The 16142-nt window shown below is 61.2% G+C and carries 16 protein-coding genes and 1 tRNA gene; 11 read left to right on the top strand and 6 right to left on the bottom strand.

Annotated elements, in window-relative coordinates:
* The first annotated feature begins 218 nt into the window (after window positions 1–218).
* The 3 genes from RZS28_RS17840 (at window position 219) to RZS28_RS17830 (ending at window position 3894) form a co-directional block, all read left to right on the top strand.
* Window positions 219–1571, top strand: a complete 1353-nt coding sequence (locus RZS28_RS17840) for a murein hydrolase activator EnvC family protein (protein WP_407341163.1) — start codon at window positions 219–221, stop codon at window positions 1569–1571.
* On the top strand, window positions 1568–2917 hold the full coding sequence (locus RZS28_RS17835; RefSeq protein ID WP_407339066.1) for a S41 family peptidase: 1350 nt from the start codon (window positions 1568–1570) through the stop codon (window positions 2915–2917). The genes RZS28_RS17840 and RZS28_RS17835 overlap by 4 nt, the downstream gene beginning before the upstream one ends.
* Window positions 2918–3378: 461 nt before the next feature.
* Window positions 3379–3894, top strand: coding sequence for an RNA pyrophosphohydrolase (locus tag RZS28_RS17830; RefSeq protein ID WP_407339065.1), 516 nt, complete (start codon window positions 3379–3381; stop codon window positions 3892–3894).
* 77 nt (window positions 3895–3971) lie between these two features.
* Here RZS28_RS17830 and RZS28_RS17825 read toward each other — a convergent pair whose 3' ends face one another.
* On the bottom strand, window positions 3972–4835 hold the full coding sequence (locus tag RZS28_RS17825) for a LysR family transcriptional regulator (protein WP_407339064.1): 864 nt from the start codon (window positions 4833–4835) through the stop codon (window positions 3972–3974).
* 178 nt (window positions 4836–5013) lie between these two features.
* Here RZS28_RS17825 and RZS28_RS17820 point away from each other — a divergent pair, with 178 nt between their 5' ends.
* Window positions 5014–5595 carry a beta-class carbonic anhydrase gene (locus tag RZS28_RS17820; RefSeq protein ID WP_407339063.1) on the top strand — a complete coding sequence of 194 codons (582 nt, stop codon included), beginning with the start codon at window positions 5014–5016 and terminating at the stop codon, window positions 5593–5595.
* Between the two features lie 115 nt (window positions 5596–5710).
* On the opposite strand, the gene infC is transcribed toward RZS28_RS17820, so the two are convergent.
* Together infC and RZS28_RS17810 are read right to left on the bottom strand one after the other, a co-directional pair.
* Window positions 5711–6238 carry a translation initiation factor IF-3 gene (gene infC / locus RZS28_RS17815; RefSeq protein ID WP_407339062.1) on the bottom strand — a complete coding sequence of 176 codons (528 nt, stop codon included), beginning with the start codon at window positions 6236–6238 and terminating at the stop codon, window positions 5711–5713.
* Between the two features lie 332 nt (window positions 6239–6570).
* Window positions 6571–7788 (bottom strand): glycosyltransferase family 4 protein, encoded by a 1218-nt coding sequence (locus RZS28_RS17810; protein WP_407339061.1) that lies wholly within the window; start codon window positions 7786–7788, stop codon window positions 6571–6573.
* Window positions 7789–7882: 94 nt separating this feature from the next.
* On the opposite strand from RZS28_RS17810, the gene RZS28_RS17805 reads away from it, so the two are divergent.
* From RZS28_RS17805 to RZS28_RS17790, 4 genes are all read left to right on the top strand, one after another.
* Window positions 7883–8701: an alpha/beta hydrolase gene (locus tag RZS28_RS17805; RefSeq protein ID WP_407339060.1), complete on the top strand. Its 819-nt coding sequence runs from the start codon at window positions 7883–7885 to the stop codon at window positions 8699–8701.
* A gap of 297 nt (window positions 8702–8998) precedes the next feature.
* A complete protein-coding gene (locus RZS28_RS17800) occupies window positions 8999–9412 on the top strand; it encodes a hypothetical protein (RefSeq protein ID WP_407339059.1) in 414 nt (137 codons plus the stop codon).
* Window positions 9413–9634: 222 nt separating this feature from the next.
* A complete protein-coding gene (gene rplS / locus RZS28_RS17795) occupies window positions 9635–10084 on the top strand; it encodes a 50S ribosomal protein L19 (protein WP_407339058.1) in 450 nt (149 codons plus the stop codon).
* Window positions 10085–10124: 40 nt separating this feature from the next.
* Window positions 10125–10475 carry a hypothetical protein gene (locus RZS28_RS17790; protein ID WP_407339057.1) on the top strand — a complete coding sequence of 117 codons (351 nt, stop codon included), beginning with the start codon at window positions 10125–10127 and terminating at the stop codon, window positions 10473–10475.
* Window positions 10476–10634: 159 nt separating this feature from the next.
* Here RZS28_RS17790 and RZS28_RS17785 read toward each other — a convergent pair whose 3' ends face one another.
* Together RZS28_RS17785 and RZS28_RS17780 are read right to left on the bottom strand one after the other, a co-directional pair.
* Window positions 10635–10955 carry an HdeA/HdeB family chaperone gene (locus tag RZS28_RS17785; protein WP_407339056.1) on the bottom strand — a complete coding sequence of 107 codons (321 nt, stop codon included), beginning with the start codon at window positions 10953–10955 and terminating at the stop codon, window positions 10635–10637.
* Between the two features lie 363 nt (window positions 10956–11318).
* A complete protein-coding gene (locus RZS28_RS17780; RefSeq protein WP_407339055.1) occupies window positions 11319–11720 on the bottom strand; it encodes a VOC family protein in 402 nt (133 codons plus the stop codon).
* 235 nt (window positions 11721–11955) lie between these two features.
* On the opposite strand from RZS28_RS17780, the gene leuC reads away from it, so the two are divergent.
* The 3 genes from leuC (at window position 11956) to RZS28_RS17765 (ending at window position 14640) form a co-directional block, all read left to right on the top strand.
* The gene (leuC, locus tag RZS28_RS17775; protein ID WP_407339054.1) at window positions 11956–13362 is read left to right on the top strand and encodes a 3-isopropylmalate dehydratase large subunit; all 1407 of its coding nucleotides are present in this window, start codon (window positions 11956–11958) and stop codon (window positions 13360–13362) included.
* A 212-nt stretch (window positions 13363–13574) separates the two neighbouring features.
* A tRNA-Leu gene (locus RZS28_RS17770) sits at window positions 13575–13661 on the top strand.
* A gap of 118 nt (window positions 13662–13779) precedes the next feature.
* A complete protein-coding gene (locus tag RZS28_RS17765) occupies window positions 13780–14640 on the top strand; it encodes an RNA methyltransferase (protein ID WP_407339053.1) in 861 nt (286 codons plus the stop codon).
* Here the strand turns inward: RZS28_RS17765 and RZS28_RS17760 are convergent.
* On the bottom strand, window positions 14613–16070 hold the full coding sequence (locus RZS28_RS17760) for an MFS transporter (protein ID WP_407339052.1): 1458 nt from the start codon (window positions 16068–16070) through the stop codon (window positions 14613–14615). The two genes, RZS28_RS17765 and RZS28_RS17760, sit on opposite strands and share 28 nt — an antisense overlap.
* Window positions 16071–16142: the final 72 nt, after the last annotated feature.

Here is a 16142-nt window from a genome sequence, read left to right as displayed (position 1 = left end):
CTTCAAGAAAAATTGCTGGCCCTTTTTGATCCCGACGCGCTGCAAGTTGTTAACCTTGCGCTGGTTTTCTTGATGAGATGAAACGATCCAATCGGAAATTGAAGACGGCGGCATTTTCGCCGCGCTCCGGCCATTTTCCGCCGGGATAGTAAAATTTATAGCGAACCGAAACGAGAATCGTGGCGATAGGGATAGAGCCTCGCGCGAGCCGAGCAGCGATAGCGTTAAGGCGTAACCTTGCGCGCGTAGCGCCATGGGCGCCGCTTTGCCTCGCGCCGCTGGCCTTCGCCTCCCTCGCCGCGCAATCGACCCCGCAAGTGCCCGACCAAAAAGCGTCCGACTTGAGCGGGCGCAGGCTGGAGCTGCGCGGCATGCAGGATTCGCTAGAGGCTTCGGAAGCGCAGCGACGGCAGATTGAAGCCGAGATGGCCTCGATCCGCAACGATCGGGGAAAGCTCGAGGCCGCGCTTCTTGACATGACTCGAAGCGTCGGCGCGACCGAGGCCAAGGTCGGCGAGGCGGAAGGGCGGCTCGACGCTCTCCTGGGCAGCGAGGACGCGATCAGGCGCTCTCTGACGAGCCGTCGCTCGGTGATCGCCGAGGTGCTCGCTGCCTTGCAGCGCATGGGCCGCAAGCCGCCGCCGGCTCTGCTCGTCGCGCCAGAAGACATGCTTCAAGCGATCCGGACCTCTATGCTGCTCGGCTCCGTCTTGCCTGAGATGCGCGCCGAAACAGAAGCGCTCGCGGCCGATCTGTCGGACCTCCTGCAATTGCGGCAATCAATCGCAGCCGAGAGAGACGCGCTTTCAGGCGACGCGGCAAAGCTTCGCGCGGACCGCCAGCATCTCGCCGCGCTGATCGAGGCGCGGCAATCGGCGCTGTCGGCCGCCGAACAGGCTCTTGGCGCCGAGCGCGATCGCGCCCTCGATCTCGCCAAGCAGGCGGCGACGCTGAAGGATCTCATCGCCCGAATGGAAAGCGAGGTCGCCGCGGCGGCGCGCGGCGCGGAGGCGGCGCGGCGGGCTGACGAGGCGAGAAAAAACGCACAGGAGGCGACGCCGCCGGACGCGCGGCGAAAAACCGCTCTCGCCCCTTTCAAGGATCCGGCGCGGCTCGCTCCTGCGACCGTCTTCGCCGAGACCAAGGGCCTGCTGCCGCTCCCGGTCGCCGGAACGCTTCAGCGCGGCTTTGGCGCTCCCGACAGCTTCGGCGGCGCGGAGAAAGGGATGCTCATCGCGACCCGAACCGAAGCTATTGTCGCCTCTCCCTGCGACGGTTGGGTTGCTTTTGCCGGTCCTTATCGTAGTTATGGACAACTCTTGATCGTCAATGCGGGACAGGGCTATTATATTATTCTTGCAGGAATGGACCGGATCAACGTAAACGTAGGTCAATTCATTCTCGCCGGGGAGCCTGTCGCCGTCATGGGCGATGGGTCGGCGAAGACGGCGGCGGCCATAGCCATTGGCGCTGCCCAGCCCATCCTCTATATCGAATTTCGTAAAGACGGGGCGGCGATCGATCCGGGCCCATGGTGGGCGAAGCCGGAATTGCAGAAGGTTCGCGGATGATGCGGAAAGTCTCACTCTTAGTCCTCGGCGCCGCCTTGGGCGCGTCGCTCGTCACGCTCGAGAGCAAGACGGCATGGTTGTTTCCCGAAGGATCGGCCAAGGCCGCCGCCTCGGACACTTACCGCAACCTCAATCTCTTCGGCGACGTCTTCGAGAAAATCCGCTCGGATTATGTCGAGAAGCCGGACGAGCAGAAGCTGGTCGAGGCCGCGATCAACGGCATGCTGGGCTCGCTCGATCCGCATTCGAGCTATATGGACGCGAAGAGCTTCCGCGACATGCAGGTGCAGACCCGCGGCGAATTCGGCGGCCTCGGCATCGAGGTGACGCAGGAAGACGGCTTGATCAAGGTCGTCACCCCGATCGACGATACGCCGGCCTCGCGCGCCGGAATCCTGTCCGGCGACATCATCACCGCGATCGACGACGAAAACGTCCAAGGGTTGAGCCTCAACCAGGCCGTCGACAAAATGCGAGGCGCGCCAAATACCGCGGTGATTCTCAAGATCCTGCGCGGCGCGAACAAGGAGCCTCAGGACATCAAGCTCACGCGCGCCGTGATCCAGATCAAGTCGGTTCGCGACCATCAGGAAGGCGATGACGTCGGCTATATCCGCATCACCCAGTTCAACGAACAGACGTTCGACGGCGTCCACAATGCAATCCTGAAATTCCAGTCGGAGATCCCGGCCGACAAGTTCAAGGGCTACATTCTCGACCTGCGCAACAATCCCGGCGGTTTGCTCGATCAGTCGATCGCCGTCGCCAATTGTTTCCTCGATCGCGGCGAGATCGTTTCGACGCGCGGCCGCAACGCCGAGGAATCGATGCGCTATAATGCGCGGCCGGGCGACCTCTCCAAGGGCAAGCCGGTGGTGATCCTCATCAATGGCGGCTCGGCCTCGGCTTCGGAAATTGTCGCCGGCGCCTTGCAGGACCACAAGCGGGCGACGATCCTTGGCACGCGCTCCTTCGGCAAGGGATCTGTGCAGACGATCATTCCGCTTGGCCAGAACAATGGGGCCGTGCGGCTGACGACGGCGCGCTATTACACTCCGTCCGGGAGGTCGATCCAGGCCAAGGGGATCGATCCCGACATGATTGTGCTGCAGGACGTGCCGGACGAATTCAAGGGCAAGGACGACACGAAGGGCGAAGCTTCGCTCAAGGGCCATTTGAAGAATGGCGAGGACGAAAAGGGCGGGTCGCAGGCCTATGTGCCGCCCGATGCGAAGGATGACAAACAATTGATCGCCGCCCTGGAAATTTTGCGTGGCGGCTCTAAGGCCCCAAACAAGGTCACCTCGGCTCCGGCGGCGAACGAACCCGTAAAAGTTCAGAATTGAGCCTTGGCCGGCGGCCTGATCAGAGAGGATCAAGCCGCCGGGCCTTTTAGGCGCATCGAGTTCGGTGCGAGGCGGCCAAGCCGAATATGCGCGGTCGCGCCACTTGATCGATTGAATCAGAATCCTCATTTAATTTGCTGTTTTCGCGCAAGTTTTTGGCGAAGTCCGCCGCCATTTTCGGGCGGGCCGGGCCAGCTTGGGCGGCGCCGAGCGACGGGCGGGGACCAGCCGGTCAGGCGCCACGTAAATTGAAGTTAATCCAGCGGCTTGCGGGGCTTGGCGATTCCCATCATTTTATGGTCGAATCTGTGGAGGCCAGGCGCGGGCTTCATCTTCCAGTTGTACGCGGCGGTTTTCGTCTGCGGTCTCGAAGCGTGGGCGCTCGGCTGGGGCCGGTCTGCGGCGCGGCGACAAAATGAGGGCCAGCCACAATTCGGGGCTAGGCGCGAGGTTATTAGGCGATGCAATTTGAAAATTACCGTCCATGCGTCGGGATCATGCTGCTCAACCGCGATGGGCTTGTTTTTGTCGGACGGAGGCGCACCAAGAAAACGCCGCAGCATTTGCGCCAAGGGCACGAATGGCAAATGCCGCAAGGCGGGATCGACTTTGGCGAGGAGCCGTTTCAGGCCGCCATGCGGGAACTGCGGGAGGAGACCAATGTCTATTCTGCGACGCTTCTCGCGGAATCGCCGGAATGGTACACCTATGACCTGCCGCCCGAATATTTGAGAAAGTCCTGGAAAGGCCGGTTCCAAGGCCAGAGGCAAAAATGGTTCGCTCTACGCTTTGAGGGCGAGGAGAGCGAGATCGACATCGAGACGCCAGCGGGCGGTCAGAAGCCGGAGTTTGACGCCTGGCGATGGGAGGAGGTCGATCGTCTTGTCGATCTGATTATTCCCTTCAAGCGGCCAGTCTATGAGAAGGTGGTTCAAAATTTCGGCCATCTCGCCGGATCAAACTCACTGGAAGAATAGAAGAAATGGCGCCGAACAAGGCTTGGCGTCTGTTCACGTGCTTGTGCCCTGGCCGTGCCGAAGCTGGAAAACGCGCTCTACGGCGTCCAGCCATGGCTCGCGGCGAATTTGATGAATTTCGCTAGGCTGTCGCCCTCTCGTTCAGGCGACCACATAAGGCCGAAAATCCTGAAGGCCTCCAAGTCCGACACCTGCACCTGCCGCACCGCCGGCATTTCGAAGCGGGCCGGAATTAATGCGACCCCTATCCCGGAAGCGACGAGAGACAGCGCCCGATCGATTTGATCGGTTTTATACACAACCCTTATCTTGATTCCGCGAGAGACAAGCGCGTTGCTCGCGTCTTGGAACCTGTCGAGGCCTGTCCGCACGATGAAAGGTTCATCGTAAAGATCGGAAAGCGTCACCGCATGCCGTTGCGCGAAGCGATGGTCTTCCGCGACAGCCAAAACATAAGGCTCCTTGAAAAGAACGCAGCTTGCGAATTTCGAAGAGTCGTCATCGAGAATAGTGAGCGCCGTGTCGAGTTTCCGTTCAGCGAGAAATTGGACCAGCTGATCGCCGACGCCATCGATCACCTCGATCGCCACATGGGGGTTCGCGCGCCGGAACGAGCTCAGCATCTTGGATACATGCCGACTGGAGAGCGATTGCAGGACTCCAATTCTCAGCTGTTCCGGGGCGGCGAGCGCTTTGAGTTCGGCCTTCACCGAATTGCAGGCGTGGAGGACAGTTGAGCCTACTTCGAGCAACCGCTCCCCTGCGGCTGTCAAGACCACCGGCGAGCGGCGTCGTTCGAACAAATTGACGTTGAGCTCCGCTTCGAGTTTTGCGATGCTCGCGGAGATGGCCGGTTGCGAGACCGCCGCACGCTGAGCCCCCTTGGTGAAACTGCCCGTTTCAACGATGGCGACAAAGTGCCGAATTTGATAGAGCTCCATACCATAAACGATATCTATCTAGATGATCAGAATAAACAATTATGTTTTCAAGTTGGGCGAGCTATTGATTCAGGTAGCCTTGCGTCATGCGATGGCGTGCCATGCTTTTCGCGCGGGCTGGGAAGTTTAACTGAAAAACGCTGGGCAATAAATAAATCGTTCCAAGGAGAAATCGCCAATGTCAGTGTTGCTGGAAGTCTTGAAGGCCAACGAAGCCTATGCCGCAAGTTTTGGCGATAAAGCAAAACTGGCTCTGCCGCCGGCGCGGCGCTTCGCCATTCTGACCTGCATGGATGCGCGACTCGATCCGGCCAAATACGCCGGCCTGTCGGAAGGCGACGCCCATGTCATCCGCAATGCGGGAGGTCGCGCCAGCGACGACGCCATCCGGTCTCTGGTGATTTCCTACAAGCTGCTCGGCACCAAGGAATGGTTCGTCATTCACCACTCCGACTGCGGCATGCAGCTCTTCGACGATGAGATCATGAGCGGCCTCCTCGAAAAGAGCCTGGAGGGCGCGACCATCGACGAAACTGGCTGGCACGATCATGGCCATGGCCCCGGAAGCGTGCATGGCCGCTACATCAAATGGCATACGTTCAAGGATCTCGCGGCGAGCGTCGTCGAGGACGTCAAGCGCATCCGGTCCCATCCGCTGGTTCCCGCCAACATTCCGATTTACGGCTATTATTATGACGTAAAGAGCGGCCGCCTGGTCGAAGTTCCGGAGGCCACAGCGGTCGGCCGAGCGACCGCCTGAACCGGCATTGGCAGGAGCGTCTGGCTGGCGGAGGCGGATCCCCCGCCCATGTCGCCAGCTTCGGGCAGGTGGGGGGGACAGCCACCCAGCCCCCAAGGCCAGCCGCCGCTCGCGCTTATTTTGGCGCGAGCACCATCACCATCTGGCGGCCTTCCATCGAAGGTTCGGCTTCCACCTTGGCGATCGTCCCGGTCTCGGATTTCACGCGTTCGAGCAGGCGAAACCCCAGGTCTTGATGCGCCATCTCGCGGCCGCGGAAACGCAGGGTGACTTTCACCTTGTCGCCCTCCTCGAAAAAGCGCCGGACGGCCTTCATCTTGACGTCGTAATCATGGTCGTCGATGCCTGGACGCAGCTTTATCTCCTTGATCTCGACGATCTTCTGCTTCTTGCGGGCTTCCGCGGATTTCTTCTGCTCGAGGAAACGGAATTTTCCGTAATCGAGGATTTTGCAGACCGGCGGATTGGCGGTCGGGACGATCTCGACAAGATCAAGTCCCGCCTCTTCGGCCTTCTGCTGCGCTTCGAGAGTTTCCACGACCCCTTGGTTGCGGCCTTCGGCATCGATCAATTGGACTTCGCGAGCGCGGATTTCACGGTTGGTGCGTGGCCCGTCCCTCTGTGGGACAGGGGGGGCTTTCATCGGACGGCGAATGGCATTTTCTCCTTACATTGATTAATCGAATCCGACAAAGTCGCGAATCATCCAATTTTTTGTCACGAGGATCGACGGACCCGGTTAAAAGATCGGTTCATTGTGCCGCGAAGTCAATGAACACTTGGATTAGAAAAGTTTTTAGGTCGCCTGTGTTGCATCCATGCTTGGCCGGAAACCTTCCGAAAGCACGGAGGTTCGCCTTGGCCTTGCAATTGGTCCCATGGCGGCAAGCGGTCGTATGACGGCGAGTTTGCTAGCAAAAAGCGTGCGCCGGAAAATGGCTGCAGGGGCGCTGTGACAAGCTCGATGGCCGCCGATCATTCCTCGCCGCTCGGTCGAGAAGCCAAATAGGCGTCGAGGGTCGCGAGGCATACCTGCTCGATCGCAAAGCTTGTCTCGATATGCGCCCTGGCGCGCAGCGCGAGCCGGTCCCTGCTTGTAGCTCCGAGGCCTAGGACAACCCGGATGGCGGCTGCGAGCGCCTTGGCGTCGCCGGGCGGCGTCCGCCAGCCGGTGCGCAGGGATTCGTCGATCTCGGGCGGCGCGAGAACGGTTTCAGGTCCGGCGCCGTGGTCGCTGACGATGACTGGCGATCCCATCGCCTGCGCCTCGAGGGCCGCGCCCGAGAAAGAATCCGGCCGCGTTGAAGGCGCCGCCACGACCGATGCGGCAAGAAGGGCCGCAGGCATATCGGCGCAGGGGCCAACTCGGCGTATCACGTCTCGCAGCTCGGCCTTGGCGATTGCGCGGTCGATTTCCGCAGCGAGGCCGCGGCGCTGTTCGTCGCCGGCCATGATGAATTTCACGCCCGCTACTCCTTGGGCGCGCAGAAGCCGCGCCGCTTCAATAAGGAGCTTATGCCCGCTCGAGGCGCTGATCGTGCCGGCCATGAGCACGATGGGCTCGTCCGCCTCGACCTTCCACCCCCGCCGCACGGCCTGAACCCGAGCCGCCGCCACGGCCTTCGGCGCGAAAATCCTGCAGTCGACGCCGCGGTGCGCAATCCGGATTTTGCCTTCCGCCGCGGGGTGGAGCTTAGCGATAAGCCCCGCCGCGTAGGCTGAATCCGCGATAACGATATCGCCGCGCGCCAGGACCGAGTTATAGCGCGCTTCGAGCGCGTTGCCGCCAGCGTATCGGCCGGGAAAACTAGTGACGAAAGACGTTTTCGTCAGCCGCGTCGCGCCATAGGCGACCCAGGCCGGCGCGCGCGAGCGGGCGTGCACGATGTCGACTCTTTCGGCTTTGATGAGACGCGCCAGGCGGCTTATGTTCAAAACCATGGCGAGCGGATTTTTCGTATGTGCAGGAAAAGGGACGAAGACGCCGCCCCGGGCCTGCAGCTCGCTGACCATTCGTCCGCCGCGGCTCGCGACCAGAGCATTGGCTCCGGCCCTGCTTAGCGCCGCCGCAATCTCGATTGTCGCGCGCGCCGCAAGGCCAGCGCGCAAGTCCGGAATGATTTGAAGCACCGTCGCGCCCGTGAGCGGATGCGTGGCGCTGTCTTTGAAGGGGGAGCCGGAAGCTTGCGACATCAGATGCGCCAGCGCTCCATCAACCAAGGCTGCAAGGCGGCCCGCAAATCTTTAAAGAATGATCTCGAATCAAGGGTAGATCTGCGAGCCTAAAGTGAAAGAGCAGCATCGGCAAATTTTGGTCGCGGCGGGCCTAGAGCCGGGCTTCGTCACGGTGGGGGAGGGGCTTTCGGGCCGCCGCATCGCATATCTGCGCCGCGCGCCGAGCGCCGCCGGCGCGGCGCGCCCCGGCATAGTCTGGTTCGGAGGATTTGGATCGGACATGCGCGGGCTGAAGGCGGAGCGCCTTGATTGCTACGCGGCGGCGACGGGCCGCGCTTTTCTACGCTTCGACTATTCTGGCCATGGGTGCTCTGAGGGAGGCTTCGAGACCGCTACAATCGGACTCTGGCTCGAAGAGAGCTTGGCGGTTCTGCGCCGCCTGACCGAAGGTCCGCAAGCGCTGGTCGGCTCGTCCATGGGCGGCTGGCTCGCGCTGCTCGCCGCTCGGGCTCTTCAAGCAAGCGGCGAGACCGAGCGGCTCAAGGGCCTCGTCCTGATTGCGCCGGCCGTCGACTTCACCGAAAGCTTGATCTGGGAGCGGATGTCGCCTGAGGCGCGCCAAGACATCGAGGAAAAAGGCCTTTGGCTTCGGCATTCGCCATATTCGGACGAGCCCTATCCGATCACCCGCGCGTTGATCGAGGAGGGGCGGCGCCATTTGCTGCTTGGAGACACCATCCGGGCCTATTGTCCCGTCCATGTTTTGCAGGGCATGCAAGACGAGGACGTTCCCTGGCGTCACGCCATGGCGCTGGTCGAAAATCTCGCCGGCGATCCGGTGAGCCTGACGCTGATCAAGGACGGCGACCATCGATTGTCTCGGGACCAGGACTTGAAGAAGCTGATCGCGGCCGTCGAGATGATCGCTTGACGGGTCGAAGGAAACGGCGCAGGGGACGCGGAGCGTCCGCGCGGCGCCGCTCCCGCTCTCCTTCAGCGCCGCGCCTCTCCATCTTGCCGCCAACTAGAAATTTGTGCTAATTTACCGCACTCGGATCCGCCAAAACCGGCGCCTCGTAGATCCCGCTCTCCCGACCGGGCTTTCTCAGGCCAAGCAACGCCGGTTCACTGGCGGGCGACGGACTGAAATCAAGAACTCAGAGCGCTTTCACGATTCTGAGGCGAAAAGAAAGCGCTATAGATCGCCCACTTAATCCGTGAGGTAGCGATGAACGCGCGACGCATTGATCCAAACAAACCCTTAGGCGCGACGCGCCGCGAAATCATCTACGTGAGCCTCGGCGTTTTCGCCGTGATCGGCGTATATGGCCTTGCCGCCCGGCAGTCCATCCGCGCGGCCCCCAAGGTGAATGTTCCGATCGTCGGCGAATGGCTTGCGACAGGCAAGCCCTGGCGTCTTGTCTTTCGTCAAGACCGAACGCTCGACATGAGCTTCGACGTCGATTCCGAGCCCGGCAAATTGGTGGTCGGCTCGTACCAGCTGGATTCAACTGGCTGGGTCAAGCTCAAGTTGGAGAACGGCAGGGGCTTCACCACGAATCTGAAGACGCAGACGCCGAGCCGCTTCGATCTCATCGACGCCGAGACCGAAGGAGTGACGACCTTCGAGCGCGCGCAATAGCCTGCCTGTCGATTTCCAGATCGCGAAGCTCGTCTCGGGGCCTCGCGATCTCGGACAGACGCCTATCCGCAGAGGTCGCGCATCTTGAAATTGCGCCGGCGTCTTTATTCGCGCGGTCTCGACAAGGTCGAACGCGTCGTGTAGAGCTAGCCCTCTCAACTGACAACAAGCGCACCGAAACGCTCGCTGGATTTGTCCGGCGGAACGGCGGGATTTCAAATCATGAACATTATTGCTGAGCTCGAGGCCGAGCAGGCCGCGAAACTTTTGGCCGGAAAGACCATTCCGACGTTTCAGCCGGGCGACACGGTCATCGTGAACGTCAAGGTGAAGGAGGGCGACCGGACCCGCGTGCAGGCCTATGAAGGAGTCTGCATCGCTCGCAACGGCGGCGGCCTCAACGAGAGCTTCACCGTGCGCAAGATTTCTTATGGCGAAGGCGTCGAGCGCGTCTTCCCCCTGTTCTCGCCAAACATAGAATCTATCAAGGTCGTCCGGCGCGGCAAGGTCCGCCGCGCCAAGCTCTATTATCTGCGCGATCGGCGCGGCAAGGCGGCGCGCATCGCCGAGAAGGCGGAGTCGCCCGCCGCGAAGGCCGCGCGTGAGGCGGCGAAGAAGGAAGCCAAGGCTACGGCCAAGGCGAAAAAGGCCGCCGCGCCCGCCGCCGAATAGGCGCTCGCTGCGGACAACGTCGCTCTGCCGAGGTTTGGCGATGACCGACGACGAAGATGATGCTGGTCAGGGCCCCGCTTGGGACGCCGCTATGGCGGCGTCGCTAGTCGGCAAATATGTCATTGCCGGCTTCATCTATCTCGCGTCAGATGGCGCGACGGTGCGCGAGCGGGTCCAGGTGCATGGGATCATTACGGGGGCTGAGGCGAGCACAGGATTTGTGCTGTCGCTCAAGGGCGAACGCACGGGCGAGACGATGACGCTTCCGCCCAACACGCGGGCCTTTGCGAAAGCCGGCCCCGGACGTTATCGCCTCAAAGGAACAGGCGAAGTGGTCTACGATCCTGACTATACGAGTCTGTGGACCATTACCGCCCCAGTCTTGCATTAGCCGCTAATGCGGCTGAGGCGTTTTGGCGGGACCAGCGCCATTTATGAGCGGCGAATGTTTCGACGTTCGACCATGAGTGCAAGCCGAAAGAGCATAATCGATTTCAACAAAAATCGATCATGCCCCATTCTGTAAATCACTTGAAACGCAAGTCCAAGGCTATGGAATTTGCTTGGCGGCAGAATAGAAATGTTTGACGATCGCATCCCAGAGGTTTTCAGTTTTATTCTTGCGGCATTCGTCGACTAACTTCCCAATAGGATGGTTGAAATCCTTGGCTGTTACCTCAGATGTATCGGATTTGCTGCCCTTGTTAAAACCGTCCAGCCAGTAAACAACGTTCGGCTTTGCTTTGTTTGGAACCTGAATAAATTCGCTGCAAGTCCAGTCCTGCGGATTTTTGGCCTCGGCTGGCGCCGAAAAGAGAGCCAAAGCGGAAATTCCAACCATGGATAAAACGAGTGACGCTTTCTTCATCATGTTTTTCCTCCCTGGAAATTTGGCGCGGCTTAAATTTAAGCTGTCGCTCGCCAACGATATAAAAACAACCAAAAGCTTGAGCGGTTCCAGATTTAGTTGATATGATTTGGATCAATCAGCCAGCGCTCGAGCGAAATTGGAGCCGCGTCCTGGCAGCGGCATATTTGGCGGTGGCGCGTTTAGATTATCTTAAAATAGTAAGATAAAATAATGGGTTGCGATCTTTTCCTAAAGCTATGAGAGAGTCTTCCTCCGTCTCCGGCCCTTCGGCGCCAAAATTCATGTAAAAGGCGGTCGCCGATGGGGATCGAGATCGAGCATGGGCCGAGTCCTTTCTAGCCGCCAGAACGCGCCTGCGCCGCGTCAAGCCAAGGGCGCATTCAGGATCCAGCGGTGGCCGAAGGGATCGCGAAAGGTCGCGACTCGCGTTCCCCAGAAGGAGTTCATTGGGTTCGTCTCCCCCTTGGCGCCGAGGCCGGTCGCCTTGGTGAAGACCTCGTCGACATCCTTGGCCTTTGGGTATTCGAGGCTGACCGAGGCGGTCGAGAGCTCGCCGGGGAGAGGAATCCGCGTATGGCCGAATTCGGGAAAGGCGTCGGCGAGCATGACCGAGCCGCCGTTGATCGTAAGCTCGCAGTGCATGATCCGCAGCCCGTCGAAGGCCGGCATGATCGCTTTCTGGCGCGCGCCGAAAACCGTGGTGTAATAGGCGATCGCCGCCATGGCGGGGGAGACGGTCAGATAGGGCGCAACCGGTGGGCGCATCAACTCCTCCGCAATTCGCTATCGTCCGAGAGCTAATTGAAAGTACTTCCCCGCGACGGATCTTGCGAGTAAGAACTGCGCCCTCGGCTGGCTTTCTTGAATAAGCCATGCCGGAGCATTTTCCAAAAGAAAGCGGATGCCGGTTCGGCGCCGGGAAATTCGATAGGACAAGGGCTTCGCGCGCGGTTCGGCAGACCCCGATCATTTTGCGCTCAAACACAATAGGATCTTCAATATGGTCAAGCCTCGCACGCTTTACGACAAGATATGGGACGACCATCTCGTCGAGGGCGACTCCGATGGCGCCAGCCTCATCTATGTCGATCGCCATCTCGTGCATGAGGTCACGAGTCCACAAGCTTTCGAAGGCCTGCGGCTGTCCGGGCGCAAAGTCCGCGCGCCGCACAAGACCCTCGCCGTCGTCGATCACAATGTTCCGACGACAGATCGCTCGAAAGGCATCGACGATCCGGAAAGCCGCATCCAGGTCGAGCAGCTTGCGAGCAATGCGCGGGAGTTCGGCGTCGAATTTTTTGACGTGCTCGATGCGCGCCAGGGCATCGTCCATATCATCGGACCCGAACAGGGCTTTACCTTGCCGGGGGCGACGATCGTCTGCGGCGACAGCCATACGTCCACGCATGGGGCGTTTGGCGCGCTGGCGCATGGCATTGGCACGTCCGAAGTCGAGCATGTGCTCGCGACCCAGACCTTGATCCAGTCCAAGGCTAAGAATATGCGCGTCACCGTCGACGGCGCTCTTGCGGACGACGTGAGCGCCAAGGACATTGTGCTCGCCATCATCGGCGAGATCGGCACGGCGGGCGGCACGGGCCATGTCATCGAATATGCCGGCGAGGCGATCCGCGCCCTCTCGATGGAGGGCCGCATGACCGTATGCAACATGACGATTGAGGCTGGCGCCCGGGCGGGGCTGATCGCGCCCGACGCCAAGACTTTCGCCTATCTCGAAGGCCGGCCGAAAGCGCCCAAGGGCGAGGCCTGGGACGCCGCGATGCGCTACTGGGAAGGTTTGCATTCCGACCCGGAGGCGGAGTTCGACAAGGAGGTTCGGCTCGACGCCTCGACATTGCCGCCGGTCGTCACCTGGGGCACGAGCCCGGAAGACGTGACGACAATCACCGGCGTGGTGCCGCATCCGGACGTCGCGTCGAACGAAAACAAGCGGGCGTCGATCGCGCGGGCGCTGGATTACATGGGCTTGCAAGGCGGCGAGAAGATCACGGATATTGCGATCGACCGGGTCTTCATTGGCTCCTGCACCAATGGCCGGATCGAGGATCTGCGCGCCGCCGCGAAGATCGTCGCCGGGAAGCATGTCGCTTCGAGCGTCAACGCGATGGTGGTGCCGGGCTCGGGCCTCGTCAAGCGCCAGGCCGAGGCGGAAGGTCTCGACGCGATCTTCAAGGCCGCCGGGTTCGAATGGCGGGAGCCAGGCTGTTCCATGTGCCTCGCGATGAATCCGGATCGGCTCGCGCCCGGCGAGCGCTGCGCCTCGACGTCGAACCGCAATTTCGAAGGCCGCCAGGGCTACAAGGGCCGCACGCATCTCGTCTCGCCGGCCATGGCGGCGGCGGCGGCGATCGCCGGCCATTTTGTCGATATTCGCGAATGGCGATGAGCCAGGGCGATAGAAAAAAGGGCGGATAGCGCGAGCCGCAAGGTTGCGAGCTAGAGCGCAATCCGATACGGAATGTCTGCCGAATGCGGCGAGCTTTTTCGATGTTGCTGGCATGGCCGAAACGTATTTGGCGCTCCGGCCCGCGCGGCGATTGAGCGAAGGCAGGAATAGACCAAGAGCGATTTTTACCTGAAGAAAAATCGCTTTTCTGGGCGGGCGTGGCGGAACTGGTAGACGCGCCGGACTCAAAATCCGGTTCTGGTGACAGAGTGTCGGTTCGATTCCGACCGCCCGCACCAATCTGTCGAAATTTTTTACATTTCTCAGTCCAGCAGTTTCGACAGCGCGCCTTCTTCTGTCTCCGGTCGAACCAGCGCTGGAGCGTTGCTGACACCCGAGGCTTGGAGAGCGTCGTCAATGACGGGCGCCGGAACAGACCACACCAAGCCCAGTCTTGAAGGCGGACCGGCCATCATCCTCGTCCGGCCGCAGCTCGCCGTGAACATCGGCATGTGCGCGCGGGCGATGGCGAATTTCGGGCTGGCCGATTTCCGGCTCGTTTTGCCGCGCGAGGGCTGGCCCCGCACCGGCGCCTTGAAGAAAGGGGCCTGTGCCGCCGCGGCCGGGGCCGTGCATCTTCTCGAAGCGGCGAAGCTCTATGACAGCGTCGAGGCGGCGGTCGCCGATCTCAATTTCGTCTGGGCGACGACCGCCCGCGAGCGCGGCCAGCATAAGCCCATTCTCACGCCCGCCGAGGCGATGCCGGAAAGCGCGCGGGCGCTTGCGTGTGGCGAAAGACATGGCGTTCTCTTCGGGCCTGAACGCACCGGCCTCGCCAATGACGAGGTGGCTTTGGCCGACGCAATCATGACGTTTCCGGTCAACCCGGCCTATGCGTCCCTCAATCTCGCGCAAGCCGTGCTGTTGACCGGATATGAATGGATGCGCGCCGCGACCGACGCCAAAGCGCCCTTCGCCTTGGTCGAACGCTCGCCTGCGGCGCCGCGCGATATGGTGCTGTCCTTTTTCGACTATCTCGAATCCGAGCTCGACCGCGCCGGATTCTTTCGCCCCCCGGGCAAGCAGCCGGTCATGCGGCGCAACCTGCGCAATATTTTCCATCGCATGAAGCTGACCGAGCAGGACGTGCGCACGTTGCGCGGTATGGTCGTGCGTCTCGTCGAGGGACCGAGAGCCGAAGGCAAGACGAGCGTCGAGCCAAGCCAGTCCGGTCTCGCCGAGCCTTCGCTTCAGTCGCCTGCCGAGGACAAGGGCTGAGCCACCGCTTCAAGCGGCTTGCGCTCCGCCGCGACGCCCCAAACCGCCTCGACGACAGCGGCGAAAATCATCAGCGCCGATCCGAGAAGATAGCCCGCGAAGACATGCGAGCGCGCGCCTGTCCCAATCAGAAGGCCGAACAAAAGAGGCGCCCCGGCGCCGCCGATCGCCGTGCCAGTCGCATAGAATATGGCGATGGCGAGCGCGCGAATTTCGACGGGAAAGGTTTCGCTGACGGTCAGATAGGCGGCCCCGGCCGCCGCCGAGGCGAAGAAGAAGATCGACATCCAGGCGATCGTCTGCTGCGTCGCGCTGAGAAGACCTTGTGCGAACAGCCAGCCGCTGGCGGCAAGGAGCAGGCCGGACGCCGCATAAGTGAAAGCGATCATCTGCTTGCGGCCAATGGAATCGAACAGGTGGCCAAGCAGGAGAGGGCCGAAAAAATTTGCGATCGCAAAAGGCAGGATGTACCAGCCGACGCCTTGCGACGGCACGTCGTAAAATTTCGTCAACACGAGCGCGTAGGTGAAGAAGATCGCATTGTAAAAGAAAGCCTGCGCCGCCATCAGCGTCAGTCCGACCAAGGCCCTTGTTCGGTAGGTGCGGAAGATCGTGCGAAAGACTTCGCGCAGAGGGGTGTGGGTTCGCGGGCGGATGCGAATCGCTTTCAGCTCAGCCTCATCCTGGAGGCGGGCGCCGTGCGCGCGCAGCCCGGCTTCTATTTTGTCGACTATCGCTTCTGCTTCGCTGACTCTGCCATGAATCACCAGCCAGCGCGGACTTTCAGGCACCCATGTCCGCAAGACCAGGATGACGAGGCCGAGCGCGGAGCCGATGAAAAAGGCGAAGCGCCAGCCGATGTCGGGAGCGAAGCGGGCCGGGTCCAGAAGCACGATCGAGCTTGCCGCCCCGATCGCGCCGCCGATCCAGAAAGAGCCGTTGATCGCAAGATCGGTCCAGCCGCGATAGCGGGCCGGGATCATTTCCTGGATCGTTGAATTGACCGCGCTATATTCGCCGCCGATCCCGGCGCCGGTCAGCGCTCGAAACAGACAAAAGCTTGCGAGATTCCAGGAAAAAGCCGTCGCGGCGGCGGAGACCAGATAGAGGCCGAGCGTGATGAAGAAGAGCATCTTGCGGCCGAGCCGATCGGTCATCCAGCCGAAGACGAGGGCGCCGACAACCGCGCCTACGAGATAGAAGGTCGACGCCAATCCAACATCGGCATCGGTGAAATGCAGGCTAGGGCTTGCCTCGAGCGCGCCGGACACCGAACCTGCGAGAGTCACCTCGAGACCGTCGAGCAGCCAGGTAATTCCGAGCGCTATGACGATCAGCGTGTGGAACCGCCCCCAAGGCAGGCGGTCGAGGCGCGCCGGCGCGCGGGTTTCCAGGATACCCGCCCGCCTGTGGCTTGCAGCGCCGTCCATGTCCCGCCCTTGTCGTCGCTTGCGCGATCGCCGCGCCAAAGAAAGTCATCGCGCGGCGAACGAAGGAAGATC

The organism is Methylocapsa polymorpha (assembly GCF_045689225.1).
GTDB lineage: Bacteria > Pseudomonadota > Alphaproteobacteria > Rhizobiales > Beijerinckiaceae > Methylocapsa > Methylocapsa polymorpha.
Note: the sequence above shows the minus strand (reverse complement) of the source record. Positions and strands in the feature narration are given on the sequence as shown.